General features: G+C 62.3%; 16 protein-coding genes. 9 read left to right on the top strand and 7 right to left on the bottom strand.

All coding sequences use genetic code 11. From position 1 onward, the window contains the following. Window positions 1-141 precede the first annotated feature (141 nt). The 4 genes from BEN47_RS13615 to BEN47_RS13630 all read left to right on the top strand — a co-directional run bounded on the left by BEN47_RS13615 (window position 142) and on the right by BEN47_RS13630 (window position 3,771). Window positions 142-1,305, top strand: a complete 1,164-nt coding sequence (locus BEN47_RS13615) for a T9SS type A sorting domain-containing protein (protein ID WP_070728942.1) — start codon at window positions 142-144, stop codon at window positions 1,303-1,305. 195 nt (window positions 1,306-1,500) lie between these two features. Continuing rightward, a complete protein-coding gene (gene thiL, locus BEN47_RS13620) occupies window positions 1,501-2,529 on the top strand; it encodes a thiamine-phosphate kinase (RefSeq protein ID WP_070728943.1) in 1,029 nt (342 codons plus the stop codon). Window positions 2,530-2,666: 137 nt separating this feature from the next. Further along, the gene (locus BEN47_RS13625) at window positions 2,667-3,191 is read left to right on the top strand and encodes a YMGG-like glycine zipper-containing protein (RefSeq protein ID WP_070728960.1); all 525 of its coding nucleotides are present in this window, start codon (window positions 2,667-2,669) and stop codon (window positions 3,189-3,191) included. A gap of 124 nt (window positions 3,192-3,315) precedes the next feature. Then, a complete protein-coding gene (locus BEN47_RS13630; protein ID WP_070728944.1) occupies window positions 3,316-3,771 on the top strand; it encodes a YybH family protein in 456 nt (151 codons plus the stop codon). Between the two features lie 134 nt (window positions 3,772-3,905). Here BEN47_RS13630 and BEN47_RS13635 read toward each other — a convergent pair whose 3' ends face one another. The 6 genes from BEN47_RS13635 to BEN47_RS22700 all read right to left on the bottom strand — a co-directional run bounded on the left by BEN47_RS13635 (window position 3,906) and on the right by BEN47_RS22700 (window position 14,106). Further along, window positions 3,906-4,865 carry a hypothetical protein gene (locus tag BEN47_RS13635; protein WP_070728945.1) on the bottom strand — a complete coding sequence of 320 codons (960 nt, stop codon included), beginning with the start codon at window positions 4,863-4,865 and terminating at the stop codon, window positions 3,906-3,908. Between the two features lie 155 nt (window positions 4,866-5,020). Then, complete coding sequence (locus BEN47_RS13640) at window positions 5,021-5,395, bottom strand: hypothetical protein (protein ID WP_070728946.1); 375 nt, start codon at window positions 5,393-5,395, stop codon at window positions 5,021-5,023. 1 nt (window position 5,396) lies between these two features. Further along, window positions 5,397-5,882: a hypothetical protein gene (locus BEN47_RS13645; protein WP_070728947.1), complete on the bottom strand. Its 486-nt coding sequence runs from the start codon at window positions 5,880-5,882 to the stop codon at window positions 5,397-5,399. A gap of 9 nt (window positions 5,883-5,891) precedes the next feature. Then, on the bottom strand, window positions 5,892-7,304 hold the full coding sequence (rlmD, locus tag BEN47_RS13650; RefSeq protein ID WP_070728948.1) for a 23S rRNA (uracil(1939)-C(5))-methyltransferase RlmD: 1,413 nt from the start codon (window positions 7,302-7,304) through the stop codon (window positions 5,892-5,894). Between the two features lie 199 nt (window positions 7,305-7,503). Then, a complete protein-coding gene (locus tag BEN47_RS13655) occupies window positions 7,504-11,727 on the bottom strand; it encodes a T9SS type B sorting domain-containing protein (RefSeq protein WP_125921677.1) in 4,224 nt (1,407 codons plus the stop codon). A 108-nt stretch (window positions 11,728-11,835) separates the two neighbouring features. Next, window positions 11,836-14,106 (bottom strand): GEVED domain-containing protein, encoded by a 2,271-nt coding sequence (locus BEN47_RS22700; RefSeq protein WP_158011015.1) that lies wholly within the window; start codon window positions 14,104-14,106, stop codon window positions 11,836-11,838. 287 nt (window positions 14,107-14,393) lie between these two features. Between BEN47_RS22700 and BEN47_RS13665 the strand changes: the two genes are divergently transcribed. Then, a complete protein-coding gene (locus tag BEN47_RS13665) occupies window positions 14,394-15,197 on the top strand; it encodes an SDR family oxidoreductase (protein WP_070728951.1) in 804 nt (267 codons plus the stop codon). 98 nt (window positions 15,198-15,295) lie between these two features. Here BEN47_RS13665 and BEN47_RS13670 read toward each other — a convergent pair whose 3' ends face one another. Then, window positions 15,296-17,023 (bottom strand): S8 family peptidase, encoded by a 1,728-nt coding sequence (locus tag BEN47_RS13670; protein ID WP_083322418.1) that lies wholly within the window; start codon window positions 17,021-17,023, stop codon window positions 15,296-15,298. A gap of 301 nt (window positions 17,024-17,324) precedes the next feature. Between BEN47_RS13670 and BEN47_RS13675 the strand changes: the two genes are divergently transcribed. Genes BEN47_RS13675 through BEN47_RS22240 form a run of 4 tightly spaced genes read left to right on the top strand, consistent with a single transcriptional unit; the run spans window position 17,325 to window position 20,518 of the window. Then, on the top strand, window positions 17,325-17,936 hold the full coding sequence (locus tag BEN47_RS13675; RefSeq protein WP_070728952.1) for a Uma2 family endonuclease: 612 nt from the start codon (window positions 17,325-17,327) through the stop codon (window positions 17,934-17,936). A gap of 25 nt (window positions 17,937-17,961) precedes the next feature. Further along, window positions 17,962-18,621, top strand: coding sequence for a PIG-L family deacetylase (locus BEN47_RS22230; protein ID WP_239691605.1), 660 nt, complete (start codon window positions 17,962-17,964; stop codon window positions 18,619-18,621). Next, window positions 18,567-19,877, top strand: a complete 1,311-nt coding sequence (locus BEN47_RS22235) for an NEW3 domain-containing protein (RefSeq protein WP_239691606.1) — start codon at window positions 18,567-18,569, stop codon at window positions 19,875-19,877. Before BEN47_RS22230 ends, BEN47_RS22235 begins: the two co-directional genes overlap by 55 nt. Further along, on the top strand, window positions 19,862-20,518 hold the full coding sequence (locus BEN47_RS22240; protein ID WP_239691607.1) for a type 1 glutamine amidotransferase family protein: 657 nt from the start codon (window positions 19,862-19,864) through the stop codon (window positions 20,516-20,518). The genes BEN47_RS22235 and BEN47_RS22240 overlap by 16 nt, the downstream gene beginning before the upstream one ends. Window positions 20,519-20,725 lie beyond the last annotated feature (207 nt).

Raw genomic sequence — 20,725 nt, forward strand, 5'->3', positions numbered from 1 at the left:
AGTTGATAATGAGTGAATGACTGGTTACTATTCCTTTGAGCGAAAAGCGAGGCGGTATTAAATCCGAAGCAATGATGGTTCAAAGCCACCTAAAATAGTATCTTTGCTAGGGTACTGACTTTTCTCAGCCTAATCAATTTTATGAAAAAACATTACTATTTGCTGTCGGCCGCTTTGCTGCTGACCGGCGCTGCGCATGCGCAGGGCACCGAGCTGTTCTTTTCTGAATACAACGAAGGCGCCCACCAGCCTGGCCTGAGCTACAACGGCGGCGCGTCGAACTCGACCGGCAACGAGAAGGTCGTTGAGATTTTCAACCCCACTATTTCGGCGGTCAACTTGGCACCGTATTCCATCCGGCGCTACTCCAACGGCATTCCCTTGGGCAGCTCCCTCATGGAAGAGGAGCGGCTAATGCGCCGCACCGGTGCCAACGTGCTGAACCCGCAAAGCACGCACGTGGTAGCCAACCCCGAGGCCACCCTGCTGGACATTACGCGCGTAGCCAACCAGTTCAGCGCCCCGCGCCAGAACATGCCAGTAAGCACCACTACCTCGCCCAACATCGTTCAGGTGGGCGGCACGGTGTGGTTCAACGGCGACGACGCCATGGCCCTGGTGCGCTACCCCAGCGGCACGGCGGGCCTGCCCAACGTGAGCGCCGGCATCATCATCGACATCATCGGTTCGATTGGAGAGCAACCTTTGTTAGCCAACGGCAATGTCGGTGGTAACTGGAGCGGTACCAACAGTGCCGACGGTACCCCCGCCGTTTTCGTGCTGTCGGCCAACCAGTCGATTATGCGGCGCGGCGCGGTATCGGGCGGCCTGCGTGCCAACCCCAAACCCCAAAACGTGCCCGGCTCGAACCCACCCACCCGCAACCCCGGCGGCTACAACATTGCCGACCAGTGGGTAGCGTATGGCTCGGCTTTCACCGGCGCGGGCGGAACCATCAACGCGGGCGGCCAACTCTACAACCGCCTCGGCGAGCACCTAGACTACACCGGCCCGAACGGCGTGTACCAGTCGACCATCACCAGCACGCTGGAGAAGTTCAACGCCAACATCAGCGTGTATCCTAACCCAACCCGCGGCACGGCTACGGTGGAGATTAAGGACGCCAAAGTGGGCAGCGTAGTGGTGCTCAACAACCTCGGCCAGCGTATCTCGGCGGCGGCTAAGGGCCAGGGCCAGGAGAAGCTCACCTTGGACATCTCCGGCCTGAAAGCCGGCCTTTACTTCGTGCAGATTATGAGCACCGACGGCCAGACCAAAATCTACAAGGAGCTGGTGGTTCAATAACCCCAATTCGGTGGGGGCCGGTGTGCCAACCAGCTACTCAAGTTATAAAAAGGAGGGAAGCAATTCCCTCCTTTTTTTGTGGGCGTACTTTTGTGGGCCTTGCATTGAGGGCCGGCTCCGCGAACAGCGGAACCCCAGCCCGCGCGCGGCGGAGGTGCCGCTGCTGCTTCTATACTCGTTCCTAACTACTACAACATGTCTGAACTGACGCCCCTGACTGCCATTGGCGAATTTGCCCTTATTCGCCGCCTGCAAGAAGGCATGAGCATGCGCCAGCCCGGCACGGTGCTCGGCATCGGCGACGATGCGGCCATTATTGCGCCCACGGCCGGCGCCGAGCTGGTGATGACCACCGATTTGTTGGTCGAAGGCATTCATTTTGACCTGGCTTTTTGCCCGCTGCGCCACCTTGGCTACAAGGCCATTGCCGTGAACGTGTCGGACGTGGCGGCCATGAACGCCCTGCCCACGCAGCTGGTGGTGGGCATTTCGGCGGGCCCGCGCTTCACGGTGGAGGCCATTGAGGAACTGTACGCGGGCATGCGTCTGGCCTGCGAGGCCTACAATGTAGACCTGGTGGGCGGCGACACCACCGCCAGCCGCGGGGGCCTCACGCTGGCCATCACGGTGCTGGGCGAGGCTCCCGCCGGCGAGGCCGTGCGCCGCAGCGGCGGCCAGCCCACCGACCTGCTCTGCGTGACCGGCGACCTGGGTGGGGCCTTCCTGGGCCTGCAGGTGCTGGAGCGCGAAAAGCAGGCTTTCCTGGCCGACCCCGAAACGCAGCCCGAACTGGCCAACTACGAATACATAGTGCAGCGCCAGCTCCGCCCCGAAGCCCGGCTCGACATCGTGCACGAGCTGCGGGAGCGCGGCATCCGCCCCACCAGCATGATAGATATTTCGGACGGGCTGGCGTCGGAGGTGCTGCACTTGTGCGCCGCCAGCGGCACCGGCGCCCGGGTGTTCACCGAGTTCCTGCCCCTGGCCAACCCCACGCTGGAGGCCGCGGCCGAATTCAATCTCGACCCGCTGACCTGTGCCCTGAACGGGGGCGAGGATTACGAGCTGCTGTTCACGGTGCCGGTCACGGACCACGAAAAACTGAAGAACCACCCGGACATCACCATCATCGGCCACCTGACCGGTAAGGAAGACGGCGCCAACCTGGTGACCAAGGCCGGACAGGCTGTGCCGTTGCAGGCGCAGGGTTGGACGAGTTTTTAACCCAGTTGGTCGCGTAGGCTTCAACTTGGTACCCGCGTACCCGTTAAAATGGGCAGGAACAAAACCGGAGTGGCACACTAATTGTCTTTTGCCTGGCAACGGGGATGTTTCCTCTCAAAAAAATTAATCTCTCCATCATGAAAAAGCTCCCATTCGTTCTCAGCCTGATTATGCTGCTCAGCGCCATATTCAGCGTTTCCTCCGTGCAAGCCCAGGACCGCAAGGGCTGGAGCCCCCAAGCCAAAGGCGCCGTAATCGGTGGCTTGGGCGGGGCCGCTGCCGGTGCCATCATCAACAAGCGCAACCGGCCCGTGGGTGGTGTGGTAGGCGGTGTGGCCGGCGGGGCCATTGGCTACGGCGTAGGCAAGCACATTGATAACAAGCAGAAAGAGCGGGCCCGCATTGCGGCCGCCAACCGTGCGGCCGCTAACCGTGAGGCGGAATACCGCCGCTCTATTGCCCGCAGCAACGCTCGCCAGACCACCACGACTACCCGCATCCAGACCACGGCCATGCCGGCTAACAGCCTCGTAGCTTCGAGCGCCGAGTACAATGTTCAGGCCATGCCCGCTGCCTCGAATGCGGCTTACCTGCCCAACGACTCCTACGGCGACCCGTCGCACCCCTATTCTACTTCCGAGTACCGCCGCAAGAGCTGGTAATTGGCCGAGTTGTCTGACTACTAAACCCCGGGCCCCGTGCTCGGGGTTTATTCATTATAGCCCGTATAGCAATATGCGCTAGCACCGGCTACATTTACTTTTTCTTCACCTTTTAGTTCGAATCATGAAAGCCCTCCTGTATAGTTTGCTCCTGGCCGCTACGCTCACTTCCTGCACCAAAGCCGACGAAGCGGTGAATATTCAGAACCTGAACCAGGAATTCATTGGCGCCTGGAACAGCAAGGATTCCGGTAAAATCAACGGGTACCTCGCCGATGACGTGAGCTTTGTGCAGGGCGATGTGCACTGGAAAGGCAAAGGCGAAGTGTCCCAGAAATGGGTGAATGAGACAATGCCTACCATCGGCAGCTTGAAAACCAGCGTGGTAAGCTCTTCTACTGATACCAACACGGCCTACGAAGCCGGTACGTTTTCGGTAGACGTGCTGCCGCCCGCCCCCGGCCAGCCCGGCGGCATTGGCGAAGGCAACTACATTTTCCTGTGGAAAAAAGGCGCCGATAAAGCCTGGAAACTCAGCTACGCCCAACTGGAAGGCCTACCCGTGCGGCGCCGAAACTAAGTAACCGGGCAAAATCATTGAACTCAGCATGACGTGCTGAATGCAATAAGATTACTTCCGCACACCTGATTGAAAAAGGCCTTCATGCTCAGCATGAAGGCCTTTTTTGGTGTAGATATAGCGTGGCATTCTTGCTAGCGGGGCAGTCCCAGCGAATCGCGCCACGCGGCATCGGCGTTGTTGTGGGTGCGCCAGTAGTCGAGCTTGATGCTGCGTCGGCGGGTAGCGCGCGTGGTGAGCAAGCGCGGCGCCGGGCCAAAACCATCGAGGTGGCTTTCTTCCCAGCCGAGGATGCGGTACGGGAAGGATTTTTCGAAGCGAATGCTGAGGGTGTGTTGCCTGGCGTCGGCGTAAGCCACGGTGTAGGCCTGGAAGGGTGCTTCGCCGGATGCATTCGAACCGGGCATGGCCGTGTTGAGCGTGGCGGCGGCGGCCTCGGGGCGTAGCGGTAGGTGCTGCATGCGGCAATAAGCCGCGCCGGGCACGAGCCTTATGCGGCCGGTGGGCAGGCCCGCGGGATTGAGGCGGATGCGGTTCCACAGCTCGTCCTCAAGCAGAGTCACTTCCATCTTGGTCTCAGTGTCGCCCTCGCTCTCGAAGTACGACTTTTGGGAAACGCGGTACTCCTTGGCACCCAGATTGAGCTGCGTGAACACGTGGCCGCACCATTCCTGCATCGACATGCTCACCTTGGGGCTGTGCGGGTCGGCGGCTAGGTCCAGAGGCGTAAACGTGGAAGTGAGGATGGAGTAGGGGTAGACGCCGGTGTTGAACTTCTTGTTGAAATTCAGCTTGAGCACGGGCAGCCGGTCGGCGCCTGCGGCGGCGGGGTTGTCCAGCTTTACCTGCTTGTTGCGGGACAGGTCCTCGGTCACAAAAATCAGCACGGCTTCACCCTGGTGCAGCTCGCCGTAGCGGGCCTGGGTGAGGTCGTAGCTGGTCAGCTCGGCTTTGCCCTGGAACCAGTACTGGCCGAATTCGGGCGGGAGTGGGGCGGCTTGCACAGCCTGCGTTTCGGCGGGTGCGGAGGAGCACTGCGCACCTATCAGCAGCAGGGTTGGGACCCAAAGTAGCAGTGATGGAAGGGCGCGCATGGTAGGGTGTAAGTAAAGGTGTTACAACAAAGAACGTCATGCTGAGCTTGCCGAAGCATCTCTACCGCTTCGTTGAATCAAGTTGATTTACTATCGCGGTGGAGATGCCTCGGCAAGCTCAGCATGACGTTCTTTTTATTACGTTGCTCCCTATGCTAATCTTCTGGGTACGGCACGAAAACGAACTTCGTGAACTCCTTATCCAGCACGAAGAGGCAGCAGAATTCGTCGGCGTCTTTGTAAGTGGCTTGGAAACCTTCGACGCCTTCTTCGCTGATAATGCCTTGCTGCACGAACAGCTCCAGGTAGCTGGCGAAAACGTGCCACTCCAGGTTCAAATCATCGGCATTCACGAGCAGGCCGCCGAGGGGCACTTCCTGCTTGGCAAACACGAAAATGGGGTATTTGCTGAAGTCGCCCTTGCGAATCTGGGAAGAGGCTTCGAGCAGGGTATCGCACACGACGACGAAATCCTTGGTGATGGTACCGAGGTATTTGCCGCTGAGTTCGGGGTCGTTGAAGTAGTCCATTTTAATGAATAATGCCGCGCTTAAGCAAAATGATTAAAGTGATGAGCAATATAGAGCCCACGCCGAGGAAGAAATAAGCTCCCAGCCGGTCCTTGCTTCCGCGGATGAAGTAAGGTGTGCTGCCGTGGTCAACGAATTGGGCATCCGTGTTAATCTCATCCGCCTTGTGAGCCTGGAAGTCAAGTTCGTCAGCAAAGTAAACTGTCAGGGTATCACCCAGTTTTATTTTGTCAAGCTGCTCAAAGTCCGGTTTAAAATCGCCCCATTCTTTACCAACGAAGAAGCTAAACGTCTTTGGAAAACCCGAAATACGCAAGTATCGCATCGCGCTGTCAGCATCGTGGCGGTCGATGTTGCCTGGGAGATGCTTCTGGAAATACGTAACCGGCCCACTAATACGGTTGAATTCTGCTTTGCTTTTGCCACTACGGGTTAGCAGCAGGAAACCAAAGAACAAAATGAAAATTGCGCTGGCTATGTATTTCATAACGAGAAACTACTTCAACTCCAGCGCCACCACATTCTCCACGTGGTGGGTGTGCGGGAACATATCCACCGGCTGCACGCGGGTGACTTTATACGCAGCATCGAGCAGCTCTAAGTCGCGGGCCTGGGTGGCGGGGTTGCAGCTGATGTAGACGATGCGGGGGGCGCGCAGCTCCAGGAGGCGGGCCACCACGTCGGGGTGCATGCCGGCGCGGGGCGGGTCGGTGATGAGGACGTCGGGGCGGCCGTGGTGGGCGGTGAACTCGGCGGTGAGGATGTCCTTCATGTCGCCGGCGTAGAACTCCATGTTGGTGATGTGGTTGATTTCGGCGTTCACGTGGGCGTCGGCAACGGCCTGCTCCACGTACTCTACGCCGATGACTTTGCGGGCTTGGTGGGCCACGAAGCTGGCGATGGTGCCGGCGCCCGTGTAGAGGTCGTACACCAGCTCGTCGCCTTTGAGGTCGGCGAATTCGCGGGCTACTTTGTAGAGTTGGTGGGCGCCTTCGGAATTGGTTTGGTAGAAGGACTTGGGGCCGATGCGGAAGCGCAGGCCTTCCATCTCTTCCTCGATGTAGGGCTTGCCTTTGTAGGTGATAACGTCGAGGTCGTGGAAGGTTTCGTTGCCCTTGCTGTTGAGCACGTAGTTGAGCGAGGTGATGCCGGGGAACTTGGCATGCAGCGCGTCGAGCAGGGGCTCAATGGCCTCGTCGGCGTGGTAGCACTGCAGGATGACCATCAGCTCGCCGGTGGTTTGGGCAATGCGGATGATGAGGTTGCGGAGCAGGCCGGTCTGGCGCACGAGGTTGTTGAAGGGCAGTTTGTGCTCGTGGGCGTAGTCGCGCACGAACAGGCGGATTTCGTTGCTCGGCTCGGGCTGCAGCCAGCAGTGCTCCACGTCGATAATCTTGTCGAAACGGGTTGGGGTGTGGAAGCCCAGCACCTCGCGGTTGTAGGTGCGCGAGTCGTCGTTTATCTGCTCGGTGGTCAGCCAGCCGTTGTCGCTGAAGGTGTACTCCATCTTGTTGCGGTAGTACGTACGCTGCGGCGAGGAGAGAATAAAGGGAATCTCGGGCAGCTCTACCTTGCCGATGCGGGTGAGCTGGTCAATCACCTGCTGCTGCTTGAAGTGCAGCTGCGAATCGTACTCCAGGTGCTGCCACTTACAACCGCCGCAGACGCCGAAGTGCTGGCAAAACGGTGTGGTGCGCAGCTTGGAATACTCATGAAACTTGACCGGAACGGCTTCCAGAAAGCTCTTCTTGGCTTTGGTGACGCGCAAATCGACTACATCGCCGGGGGCCACTTGCGACACGAAGATGACAAGGTTCTCGACGCGGACCAGGCACTTGCCTTCGGCCACCATGTCCTGAATTTTAACGTTGCGAAGTAACTCGGCGGGAATGTTTTTGGCTCTGCTCATAGAACTACAAAACTACTGCCCGGACCACGGATTCGCTCGGATTATTCGGATTTCACGGATTTTGTAGACGCCGCACCAATCCGGACATTGTTGCCCGCACAGCATAAAAAAAGCCGCTCTCGTGAGCGGCTTTTTCCAAATCATTCAATCTGTCCACAAAATCCGTGAAATCCGCTACAATCCGCGCTAATCCGTGGTCCTATTTGATTACCTCGAACCAGTTCTTCACGCTGCTGCCGTTGGGCAGTTTCAGGAGATAGTAGTAGGTGCCGGACGGGGTTTTGTCGTCGCCGCCCCAGTTGTTCTGGTAGTTGGTGGTGCTGTACACCTCACGGCCCCAGCGGTTGAACACCGTGAACGTGTTGCCGGGATACAGCTGCACGTTGTCGATGACCAGCACGTCGTTCTGACCGTCACGGTTGGGCGTGATGACGTTGTAAGTGCTGAGTGCATTGGCAAAGTCCACGCTGGCCTCGTTCGAGTTGGCCAGGAGCGGCGCGGTGCCCGTGCTCACGGCCACCACCCGGAAGTCCTGCCGGAAGCCCGCGCCGGTGATGGCACCGGGTTCGCCGTTGGCTACGGTGGCCTGCCGGGCGCTGGCGGGCACGGTGCTGAGCAGCACCGGCGAGCCGCCGTCGATGCGCCGGAAAATGCGGTATTCGGCCACTGGGAAACCCACGTAGGCGTTCCAGGCGAGGGCGGTGCTGCCCTGGTTGCGGCCGCCGGTGCCGGGCGTGGCGGCGTTGGTGGCCGTGAGGCGCACGGTCTGGGCCAGGGTGCTGAGCACGGAGGTGGTGCAGCCGTTGGCCAGGTCCAGCTGGTACTCGTAGGAAGTGGCGGCCGCGTCCACCGCGTTGTTGTCGGTGAAAGTGGTGGCCGAGGCGGCTACCGTGCCCACCGCGGCAAAACTGCCGGTGCCGGCCACCCGCCGCAGCACGCGCACCGGGTTGGGGGTGTTGGCGCTGTTGGGCGCACTCAGCGTCAGAATAATGCGGTTGTTAGAAGCGGCATCAACCGAAGCGGCGCGCAACATGATGCTGGGATTATCCAGCAAAATGGTGCGCGTGGCGGCTGGCCCGGCACAGGAAGCCGGCGCGGCCGTGATTTCAACGGCGCTCACCGAGTACGGCCCGGTGGCATTGAAGAGCACCGTTACCTGACTGCTCGTGCCACCGGCCGTGACGGTGCCGCCCACCACCGTCCACTGGAAGCTGGAGGAGGGAGCGGCATTGGCAATGGCGTAGTTCTGCGGCGCGGCGGTGTTGCACACGAAGCCAGAGCCCGAGATAACCGGTGCCACCGGAGTGGGGTTCACCATGAAAGGTGTGGTAATCAGTGGCCCGACGCAGCCGCTGGCAGAGGTTTCCCGCACCGTGAGGGCGTAGGTGCCGGGCGCAGGCAACGTGCTCAGCACGCGGCTGTTGCCGCTGCCGACCAGGGCCGTGCCGTTGAGCTCAAATACATAAGTAGAACCTACAAAGCCGCCGGGCAGGGAGAACGTCACCGGGCCGTTGGTCTGGCACACCCGCACTGGGCCAACGAGGGCCAGCGCGCGCGGCGTGGGGTTAATCAGCACCTTCAGCGTATCGGAAACGCCCCGGCAGATGCCGCCAGCGGGGTTGCTGGTTTCCGTCACCACAATCTTGCCGATGGTGGGCACGGCCACGGGGGCCCAACTCACGGTCACCGTGTTCTGGGCGGTGCTCACCTGCGTGCCGCCGATTATCTCCCAGGAATAGCTGGAGCCGTTGGCAAATGCCCCACTACGGTAGGTATATGGGCCATCGGCCTGGCAAATGGAGCGCGGCAGCGGGGCCAACGCCGCAATGTCGCCGGGGCCGGTGGGCCGCACGGTTTGCAGGCGCTGGTTGATGATGACCGGCAGGGTGGTGGTGTCTGAAGAGCAGCCCTGCGTATTCAGGCGGAAAACCTTGAGGAAGGCGCCGGTGCTGGCCGCGCCCCAGTTCACGGTAATGGCCGGCGTGCCCTGCCCGCTGGCAATGGTGCCGCCGCTTATCAACCAGGTGTAGGCCGTGGCGGCCGGTGTGGGCACGGAGTAGGCCAGGCCTACCACCGTGGGGCACACCGAAGCCGGGCCGGTAATGGCTTCGGCCGCCGGCCGCGGGTTCACGGTAATGGTCACGGCATCGGTACTCACGCAGCCCGCCGCCGAGGTCACGGTCACCGTCAGGGTAACGGTGACTGGCGTGGCGGTGAGGTTGACGCCCGTGAATACGGGCTGGGCCGCGGTAGAATTGTTGAGCCCCGCCGCCGGGCTCCAGCTGTAGGTGTAGCCGGCGCGGGCCGGGGCGCCCAGCGTCACGCGCTGGCGGTCGCACACGGCCGCATCAGGACCTGCCTCGGCAATGGGTAGCGGGTTGACGGTCACCGTCACAGTGCCGGTGTTCACGCAGCCGTTGGCCGTGGTGGCGGTGAGAGTGTACACCTGGGTAATCGCCGTGGTGCCGGCGTTGGGAAGCGTCACGATGGGCTGGGCTACGGTGGTGCTGCTCAGGCCCAGGGCCGGGCTCCAGCGGTAGGTGATGCCCGCCACCGCCGGCGCTCCCAGCGGAGCCGAGGCCACGCCGGGGCACACGCTACGGTCGGGGCCGGCATTGGCGGCGGGCAATTGGGTGACCGTAACCGTGGTGCTGGCCGCGATGGTACAGGTACCGTCGGTGCCCACCACGGTGTAGGTGGTGGTGGCGGTGGGCGTCACGGTGAGGGTGGGGCCGGTAGCCGTTTGGCCGCCGCCGCTCCAGGTATAGGTGAGGCCGGCCTGGCCCGCCACAGTGAGCGTGGAAGAACTGCCGATGCAGATAAGCGCGGCGCTGGGCGTGACGGCCAGGGGCGCAAGCGCGCGAATGTCAACGGTCTTTACCACCGAATCGGTGGGGCAGCCACGCGAGGAAATGCCCTTGAGCACGAGCTGGCCGGTGGTCGCGCCGTTGGCCCACGTGACCTGCACGGCACTGGTGCCCTGGCCGCCACTGATGGCGCCGCCCACCGCCCGCCAGCTGTAGGAAGCGGGGACGGGGCCGCTGGCGGTGTAGGTCTGCGCCACGGTCGTCTCGCAGATGGTGGTGGGGCCGTTGATGGCCGTGGGGCCGGCGGCCCGTGTTACGGTAATGCGGAAAATGTCTGATACCAGGCGGCCGCCGCAGCCATTATCTTTCACCGTCACGGCCAAATCGTAGGCCTGGTCGCGGGCATTACCGCAGGCAGAGTTGAACACAAACGTGCCGCTGACCGAGCCGACGCCCGAGGCCGTGGCCGTGCCCGTCAGGTTGCCGGGCTGCACGGTGCCGGTATTGCCGTTGAAGGTGGTGTTGAAGGGCCCGCTGCCGTCGAGCAGGGCACTGTTCACGGTCATTACCAGCGGATTGCCGCTGGATTGCGAGGCCGTAATGGGTATGCTGAGCGACTGGCCTTCTTCGATGGTGTAATTGCGAGGGGTACTAACCACCGGGGGCAGAACCGGCGGCGGCGTGGGCGGACAGCTGGACACGACGAGCTGCAAATCGCGCCGCGTGGTGCCAATTAGCACTTCCCGGCCGTTGATGGTGCGGTATTCTGAGACGTCCACGGCCACCACGTACAGGCCGTTGTTGCGGGCCCCGAACTTTGCAACCCCCGTACTGGCGTTGATGAGGGCAAAATTGCCCGCCCCCGTGCCGAAGGGATTGGTCACGCTAAAGCCCGGCAGGTAGGGAACGGGCGGCGGCAGCGGCGGAAAAGTGGCAGTGGTGGTACGAATGCCGTAGGGGCTGCCAAACGAGTACACCAGCCGGTCCCCGTCGGCGTCGAACGCGTTGTTCAGGGTGATGGTGGTGTCGTTCTGGCACACGATGGCCACGGCCGTATCCGAAAACACCGGCGACCGGTTCGGAATGAGCGGCGGGGCCATGCTCACGAACAGCGTGAGGGGCTGGGCGGCGTTGAGCGGCGCGTTGAGGTTGGCGAGGGTGTAGTTGCGGGCCTGTTGCGAAAACACCGCGTAGTAGCCATCAAAGGACACCGGTAGGTTCACCGTACGCACGTATTTCAGCAGATAAAAGGGCTGGTTGGGACCAACTACGGCGCAACCCGCCGGGATAGCCGGCCGAATGGGCTGGCCGAGGACGCCTTGGCGGGGAGCACTGAAGCTGGTAACCAGCGCGCCCGAAGTGCGGTTGTAAATCTGTACCACTACGTTGGCTGGCGGGTTGGCCACAGTGGGGTCGATAGCCGACAAGCCATTGCTGTATAGCGTCACCGTGACTTCGTACCGGAACGGCGTGGCGCTGGGGCCGGTGGCGTCGAGGTAGCGGTAGCTCATTTCGCCGCCCAGCAAGTGCGAGGCCCGCGCCGGACGCGCACCTACCACCAGCAGCGCGAGCAGCAGCAATGACCCAAAAAACTGCCGTAGTAAAGGTGTTGACATACAAGAAGGGGAGGTGATACAAGGAAGAAGTAATTGCCCAACGGCCGGGAAAAGCCGTTGGGCCGGGAGGAGAAACGTCATCAGAAACGAATGGGAGCCGGGCGGGCTTTACTCGCGTACTATGCGCCGCACGGCCGTCTGGCCCTGCGCGTCGCGCAGGTGCAGCACGTACACGCCGGGGGGCAGGGCGCTCAGGTCAAGCTCGGCATCGGCGGCCGGGCCCAGGCGCAGGGAGCTGCGGAGCACGGTGGCGCCCAGCACGTTCTGCACCTCGGCGGCGTAGCGGCCGGCCGCGCGGGTATCGGGCAGGCGCAGGCGCACCCGGCCATTGGGCGTGGGATTGGGGAAAACGCCGAGGGCGGGCAGGGCCTGGGCGGCGCGGGTGGCCAGGGGCTGCACCCGCAGCTGGTAGTCCTCTACTTCCGCGTTCAGCAGGTTCACTGAGCAGGGGGCCGGCGTATTGGCATTGGCCACGCTCAGCACGCGCATGCGGGTATTGAGCGGGCTGGTGGTGGCGGGCAGCGCAATGCTGGCCGTGTAGGCGTTGGTGTTGTTGGGCGTCACGCCGCTAGCCACGAGTTCAGAGGAATCGAAGACCCCATTTAGGTCGAAGTCAATCCAGACCGCCACGCGGTGGCTGATGGACAGGTTGGTGACCACGACCAGGCTGAGCGCGCTGCCCGAGTTCACGATGATGGGCGTCGCGGTAAAGTCGGCGTAGCCCCCGGGGGCATTCCCAGTACTATTCAAAAAGGCCGGCAGCGCATTGGCCACCTGCACCGAAGTGGTGAAGAATGGGCTGGCCAGCGCTGTGCCGCCCGGCCCAATGCCGCCCCAGCCGTTAGAAGCGCAGTAAGTGAGGCAGGGCACGGTGATGACCACCGCATCGGGGCGGCTCGTGGTGGTGGTGCCAAAGGCATTGGTGGCCGTCAGGCTCACGGTGTACGAGCCCGCGCCGGCGTAGGTGTGCGTGGGGTTCTGGGCGGTGCTGGTGGTACCATCGCCAAAATTCCAGAGCCAGGCAGTGGGCAGGTTCTGGCTCGCGTCGGTGAACTGCACGGGGTTCACGCAGCCGCCGGGCGTGTAGTTGCTGCTGAATTCGGCTATGGGCGGCCGCGTATTGGCCAGGGCCACCACGGTGTAGTCTTCCACCTGGCCGTTGGCGGGGCTGGTGCACGGGCCGGGGTTGTTGCCCACGGCATCGGCTACCACCCGCAGGCGCAGGGGCTGGTTGAGCACTGTGCCCGCGGGCAGACTCAGGCTGAAGGTGGCGCCGGGAGGGGGGGTGTTCAGGCGCTGAAACACCTGCTCGGCGGCCGTCAGCACGCCGTCGTTGTTGCTGTCCAGGAATAGCCGGATGTCGTGCGGATTGACCCCGCCCGTGGTGATGGTGGCCGAGTAGTCCGCGCCCACGATTAGCTCGGTGCGCTGCAGGCAGGTGAAGTCCTCGTAGCCCGCGCTGCCATCTGCCGATGTGTTGTCGATGGTATTCAGCCGAACGCGGGTGATGCCGTAGTTGGCAAAGTAGTTCACGGTTTGGGGCGAGCAGCTGGCCGCCTTGGGCACGGCGTCGTTGTACACGATGCTGGTGACGGCGCTGGTAGTAGTGCCCGCCGCGTTGGTGGCGCGCAGCGTCACGGCGTAGGTGCCAGCGGCGGCGTAGCAGTGGCTGGGGTTTTGAGCGGTGCTGGTGGTGCCATCGCCAAACGTCCAGAGCCAGGCGGTGGGCAGGTTCTGGCTGGTATCGGTGAACTGCACGCAGCCGGTGCAGGTGGTGGTGCCGTTGGTGGTGAAGGCCGCCGTGGGGGCGCTGCTATTGGCGGCCAGCGTCACGCTGTAGTCCTCGGTTTGGGAGTACTGCGGCGTGGAGCAGGGCGTGGGGATGATGCCGTTGCTGAAGTCGGCCGCCACGCGCATGCGCAGCCGCACGCCCAGAGTGGCCGCGCCGGGCGGCACAATGCTGCCGGTGTGCAGGGTGGCATTATCGGAGCTGAAAGCCAGCTCGGTGGTGCCTGTGAATTGGCCATCGTTGTTGTAGTCTATCCATACCCGCACGTTTTCCGGGCTGTTGGCGCCCGTGCGAATGCTGATGGCGTAGCTCTGGCCCACTACCAGCGCCGCGTTGGTGCTGCAGCTCAGGTCCTGGTACCCTTCGGCCTGGCCCACTGAGGTGCGGTTGATGAGGCTGTTGCCCACCGTGACGTTGAGAATGCCCATGTTGAAGGCCGCGGCTTGCGCGTCGCTGGCCCGGCCCGGCGTGCAGGCCGCGGCCACGGGGCAGCTCCCGGTTTGGGCCTGCGCGGGTGCCCCGCCCGCCGCCAGCAACACCGCCACAACACCCGGTGCAAAGCGGGACCAGAAACGTAAAAATGGGGCCATACGGTATTCGAATTGTAAAGAATGGAATTCAGTGGCTAAATATAAGCACGGCAGGGGCTGGCTGGTGCCCGGCTGAGCCGTTTGCCAGGTTTGTTTTCCAAAGCGCCGAGCGGTTTTGCTCCTGCCGGGCCGGGCCCGGTGCTGGTTCCGGGCCGGCCGGCCCCACGCGGCACCTGGCCCGGCAGCGGAGCCCGGCGCGCCTATAAAGCCAATGGCAGCCGTAATTTTGGCCGAATCCCTCTCGTGCTGCTCACAGTTGCGGCGCGAAGCCACGGGCATTAGCAGCCATGTCAACTTCCACAGTTCTTATCACGGGCGGCACGTCGGGCATTGGCCGGGCGTGCGCCCTGGCCTTTGGCCGCGCCGGCTACCAGGTAGCCCTCACCGGCCGCGACGAAGCCAAGCTGGCCGACACCGCGCAGGCGCTGGCCGCCGCCGGCATTGCCCACCTGGCCGTGCGGGCCGATGTGGGCGACGAAGCCGCCGCCGAGCGCGCCATTGCCGAAACCGTAGCGCGGTTTGGCCGCCTCGACGTGCTCATCAACAACGCCGGCATCAGCATGCGCGCCCGCTTCCAGGACGCCGACCTGGACGTCATCAAGCGGCTCATGCAAACCAACTTCTTCGGTACGGTTTTCACCACCAAGTTTGCGCTGCCGCACCTGTTGGCCAGCAAGGGCAGCATCGTGGGCATCAGTAGTATAGCAGGATACCGGGGCCTGCCGGGCCGCACCGGCTACTCGGCCTCCAAGTTTGCCATGAACGGCTTCCTCGAAGCGCTGCGCACCGAATTGCTCGACCAGGGCGTGCACGTGCTCACGGCCGCGCCCGGCTTCACAGCTTCCAACATCCGCCAGGTGGCGCTGGCCGCCAACGGCTCCGCGCAAGGTGAGTCGCCGCGCGACGAAGGCACCATGATGAGCAGCGAAACCGTGGCCGATGAAATCCTGCGGGCCGTGCAGCAGCGCCGGCGCACGCTCGTGCTCACGGGCCAGGGCAAGTTCACGGTATTCATGAACAAGCTGCTGCCCGGCTTGATGGATAAGCTGGTGCTGAACCACTTCCGGAAAGAGGAGAAGGGCGTGCTGTAAAATTCTTGCACGGAGTTAAAAGGAGAAATGGGGAGGTTTACGGAGAAGCATTGGCTCCGTAAACCTCCCCATTTCTCCTTTTAACTCCGTGCGAAAACCTACAGCGCCATCTTCTGCGCCAGCTTCACGGCCTCGTACATGTCCACCACGCCGCCGGTCACGGAGAGGGTGGAAAAGTCAACCACCTTATCGGAGCCAGGCAGTTGCACTTTGGTGCGGTGCACCTGGGCCGACTGCATGATGATGCGCTTCAAGTCAGCCGCAGTGAGCTTGGGAAAGTAGGCTTTGAGTACTGCGGCCACGCCGGCCGTGACGGGCGAGGCCATGCTGGTGCCGCTTTCGTTGCCAAACGTGCTGCCGGGAAGGGTGCTGAAAATAGCCACGCCGGGCGCGAATACGTCCACGGCTTTCTTGCTGTAGTTCGAGAAGTTGGCGGTGAGCTGGGCGTTGTCGCGCGGGCCGGAAGCGCCAATGGTGAGCAGGTTCGGCACGGCGGTTTTGTTGATGTAGAACGAGGCCGGGTAGTTGCTGGTCACGTCGAGGTTGGCGCCTTCGTTGCCGGCGGCGTGCACCAGCAGCACGTTCTTGCCGGCCGCATACTTGAAGGCGGCTTCCACCACCTCACGCTGGGGCGAGAATTCCTTGCCAAAGCTCATGTTGATAATCTGCGCGCCGTTGTCCACGGCGTAGCGAATGGCGTTGGCGATGTCCTTGTCGCGCTCGTCGCCGTCGGGCACGGCCCGCACCGTCATGATGCGCACCAGGTCGGGCGCGAGTCCCATCACGCCCAGGTTATTGGCCCGCACCGCTCCGATGATGCCCGACACGTGAGTGCCGTGCATGGGGTCGGGGCCCTGAATGTCGTTGTTGCCATAGTAGCGCTCGGTCAGGTCGTTGGGGTTGTCTTTCACAATGTCGGCCCGGGGGTTAAAGTCCAGGTTCAGCGAGTTTTCCAGCAGGCTGCGCTCCTGTTTGGCGCCGGCTTTCAACTCCTTGAGCAGGGCGTCGGCGTCGGGGGCGCCGGTCTGGGCCATCATGTCCAGCATGCCCGCAATGGCGCGCTTCAGGTTGGGGTCGTCGGTTTTGGCGTTGCGCAGGGCGGTGGTGTCCAGGATGGTCGTGCCCAGGGCCTGCTTCATGCCTGCCACCATTTGGGTGATGGGCTCGGTCATGCTTTCCAGCTGCTGGCTGCGCTCGGTTTCGTCCTTGACGCGGACGGTGTAGGCCTTTTCGGCTTTCTGATAGAGCGCAAAATCTGCCTTTTCGGTGGGCTTGACGGTAGCGGCGGTTTTGCCTTTGAAGCGCTTGCGGCCGGCGGCCACAATGCGGGTCATCTCCAGGGTTTCGGCGTTCACGTTGCGGCCGTCGGCCCCGCCCAGGAAGTTCCAGCCGTGCACGTCGTCGATGTAGCCGTTTTTGTCGTCGTCCACGCCATTGCCCGCTATTTCCTGGGTGTTGCGCCACAGCATGGGCTTGAGGTCGATGTGCGCCGTGTCGATGCCCGAGTCGATAACGGCCACAATCACGGGCTGGGGCGTCAGGTTTTTCAGCAGCTCGCTGTAGGTCCGGTTGGCGCCCACGCCGGGCACCTTATCCAGCCGCGGGTCTTTCAGATACCACTGCGAGGAGCTGAGGTCGCCCACCGGAGCCGGTTTGGGCGGCGTCGATATCACTCCCGGCGTGGTGGCCCCGGCCGGCGCTGGAACCGGGGTGCTGATAGCAGTAGAGCCCGCGGCCGTGCTGGCCTGGGGGCGGCGGGCACACGAGGAAAGAAGCGTAGCGGCCAGAAGCACCGGCAGCGATACGCGGGAAAAGTGTAGCGTCATAAATCAGGAAAAGGCCGCTTGGGCGCAGCTTAGGTAGGAGACAAACTGAATTCACTACAAATGAAGTTCAGGTCTTGTAAAGACGTGCTCGGCCGGCGCGATGTTGCGCCGGGGCCACGGCCGGGCGGCCCCAGCACCACGGCCAGCAGGGCATCTTCGGCGGCGCGGGGCAGGCGCCGGTCCGCTGTACTCGCCCTACAGCAGCGGGCCAGAGTTACACAAATAGCCGGCAAGGGGCGAAGTACCGCGCCATCGTGGCTTCTTGCGCCCCCAATCGCAGGGCCTAGCGTATTTTTGCTTTATGCCTACGCCCGTCACTTCCCTCACCGACCTCAACCTCAACAACACGTATTCCTACGCCGACTACCTAACTTGGCAGTTTACGGAGGTAGTGGAGCTGCTGCGCGGTAAAATTATGCGCCGCATGGGTGCCCCCACCGACCGCCACCAAGCGTTGTTGGGGGATTTGCATGCTCATTTTCACACGCACCTGCGGCGGCAGGCCTGCCAGGTACGCATAGCGCCTTACGACGTGCGCCTGCCCAAACCCGGCCGTACCGCCGACGCGGCCATCTACACCGTGGTACTGCCCGATTTGTGCGTTATCTGCGACCCTGGCAAGATTGAGCCGCGCGGCTGCTTGGGGGCGCCCGACCTGATTATTGAAATAGTCTCGCCTCGTACCGCCGCCCGCGACTGGAAAGACAAGTTCGACCTCTACGAAGAAGCCGGCGTGCTTGAATACTGGATAGTGCTGCCCCAGGACAACGACATTTCGGTGTTCGTGCTCGACGAAACTACCGCCCGCTACCGCCTGGTGGGCGAGTACGCCGGCCCCGGTCCCATTCCGTGCCGCACCCTGCCGGGGCTGAACCTGAATTGGGCCGATATCTTTTCGGAAAACCCGGCCTAACGCGCCGCCCACGCTTACTTCGTTCATGATTCGTTCCCTCCGCTCCCTGGCCGCCCTGGCAGTATTAATTATTAATTCTCAATTACTAATTAGCGAAGCGCAAGCCCAAACGCCTAAAACCTACTCGTCCTCCGAAATCCTGCTGGGCCTCAAAAAGCTCAACGTCCTCGGCTCGGTGCTCTACATTGCCGCTCACCCCGACGATGAAAATACCCGCCTCATTGCCTACCTGGCCAACGAGCGCCTGCTCGAAACCGGCTACCTGAGCTGCACCCGCGGCGACGGCGGCCAGAACCTCGTCGGCCCCGAGCTGCGCGAGGGCCTCGGCGTGATTCGCACGCAGGAGCTGCTGGCGGCCCGGCACACCGACGGCGGCCGGCAATTCTTCACCCGCGCCAACGACTTTGGCTTCTCCAAAACCCCGGACGAAACCTTCCGCATCTGGGACAAGGAGCAGGTGCTGGCCGATATGGTGTGGGTCATCCGCCAGCGCCGGCCCGACGTGCTCATCACCCGCTTCCCCACCGACGGCCGCGGCGGCCACGGCCACCACACCGCCAGCGCCATCCTCGCCGCCGAAGCCTTCGACGCGCCGGCGACCCCAAGCGCTTCCCCGAGCAGCTGCAATACGTGCAAGCCTGGCAGCCCAAGCGCCTGTTCTGGAACACCGGCAGCTTCTTCGTGAAGCCCGGCGAAAACATGGACGGTTACCTCAAGCTCGATGCCGGCGGCTACAACCCCCTGCTTGGGCAGTCGTACGGCGAAATCGCGGCCCGCAGCCGTAGCAACCACCGCAGCCAGGGCTTTGGCTCGGCCGCCCAGCGGGGCGAGGCGCTGGAGTATTTCCAGCCGCTGAAAGGGACCCAGGCCACCAAAGACCTGTTCGAAGGCGTGGACCAAACCTGGAACCGGGTGCCCGGCGGAGCGGCCGTGGGCAAGCTCATCGAGGAGGTGATTCGCAAGTATGACGCGAGCAACCCGAGCGCCAGCGTGGCGGGGCTTGAGAAAGTCCACGAAGCCATGGGGAAGGTGGGCATAAATAATAAGGAACGATTCTGGATTGGGGAGAAGCTTGGGGCCACTTCAGCGCTGATACAAGCTTGTGCAGGCGTATATGCAGAAGCCGTGGCGAATGAATCCACGTTTGTAAGTGGCGGCGAAGCATCGGTTACTTACGAGATGGTAAATCGTTCGGCACTACCGATAAAATTGAAAATGGTTAAAGTCAATAAAGTTGCTTATCGGGGAGACCCAATGACAATTTCCAATGATGGCCCGGAAGAAGATGCTTCACAGGCTGCTGAATTAGGGCAGAATAAACGAGCAAGTGGGAAACTAACCGTTAACGGCCGTAACAACTTTTTGATTTCGCAACCCTACTGGCTACGTGAACAGGGGACTATTGGCATGTACAAAACAGGTTTGGAGAGAGTAGTCAACTTTCCTGAAAATTTCCCTGTTGCTTCTGCCTCCTTCTTCTACAGTATTAATGGTGGGCCAACCCAGATTTTCACTGTCCCCGTCCAATACAAGCACACCGACCCCGTGCTCGGCGAACTCTACCAACCCTTGGCCGTAGTGCCGCCCGTGGCCGTGAACCTGCCCGCCGCCCGCGCCTACGTCTTCGCCGATGCCCAGCCCAAGACCGTGCCCGTGACCCTCAAAGCCGGCCGCGCGGGCGTGGCCGGCACGCTGGCCCTCACCCTGCCCCCCGGCTGGACCAGCACCCCCACCCGCCAGTCCTTCGCCCTGGCCACCAAAGACGCCGAGCAAACCGTGGAGTTCCGCGTGCAGCCCGGCCCTGGCGCCGCCCCCGGCAAAGCCGAGCTGCGCGCCGTAGCCACGTCGACGGTCAGGCCTATAGCCGCGGCATTCAGCAAATCACCTACCCCCACATCCCCACCCAAACCCTGTTTCCCGAAGCCGTGGCCCCGCTCGTGAAGCTGGAGCTGAAGCGACGCGGCCAGAACGTGGCCTACCTCATGGGCGCCGGCGATGAAGTGCCCGACGCCCTGCGCCAAATCGGCTATACCGTGACCCTGCTCGAACCCCAGGACCTCACCGCGCCCAACCTCAAGCAATACGATGCCCTGGTGGTGGGCGTGCGGGCCTACAACACCATCGACCGTCTCAAAACCCAACAGCCCGAAATCCTCAAATACATCGAGCAGGGCGGCAACGTGGTGGTGCAGTACGTGGTATCGCGCAGCACGGTCCTACCCGAAATCGGCCCGTACCCCCTGAAGCTGAGCAGCGACCGGGTAACCGTGGAAGACGCCCCCGTCACGCTCTCGAAACACCCGCTCCTGAGCGCCCCCAACAAAATCACCGCCCAGGATTTCACCGGCTGGGTGCAGGAGCAGGGCCTCTACTACCCCAGCTCCTGGGACCCCAAGTACCAAACCGTCATCAGCAGCGCCGACCCCGGCGAAAAGACCAAGGAAAGCGCTATTTTGGTGGCCGACTACGGCAAAGGGCACTACATCTACACGGGCCTGTCGCTGTTTCGGGAGCTGCCAGCCGGCGTGCCCGGCGCCTACCGGCTGATTACCAATATGATTTCCTACGGGAAGGAGAAGTAAGCAGTAAAGGCGTCGCCCTCCCCGCCGCAACCTCACCCCCGGCCCCTCTCCAAAAGAGAGGGGAGCCACAGCGGCGCGGGTTTGAACGCTTGTTGTTTTCTGATTTTAACTTTTCAAGCACGCTAGTTAAAGCTATGCCCTTTAGGGCAAGACTTTAGTTGCTACTCCCTTTCGGTAGCTTTGCCAGATGCAGCAGGCCCGCACTGG

Source organism: Hymenobacter lapidarius (assembly GCF_001816145.1).
GTDB lineage: Bacteria > Bacteroidota > Bacteroidia > Cytophagales > Hymenobacteraceae > Hymenobacter > Hymenobacter lapidarius.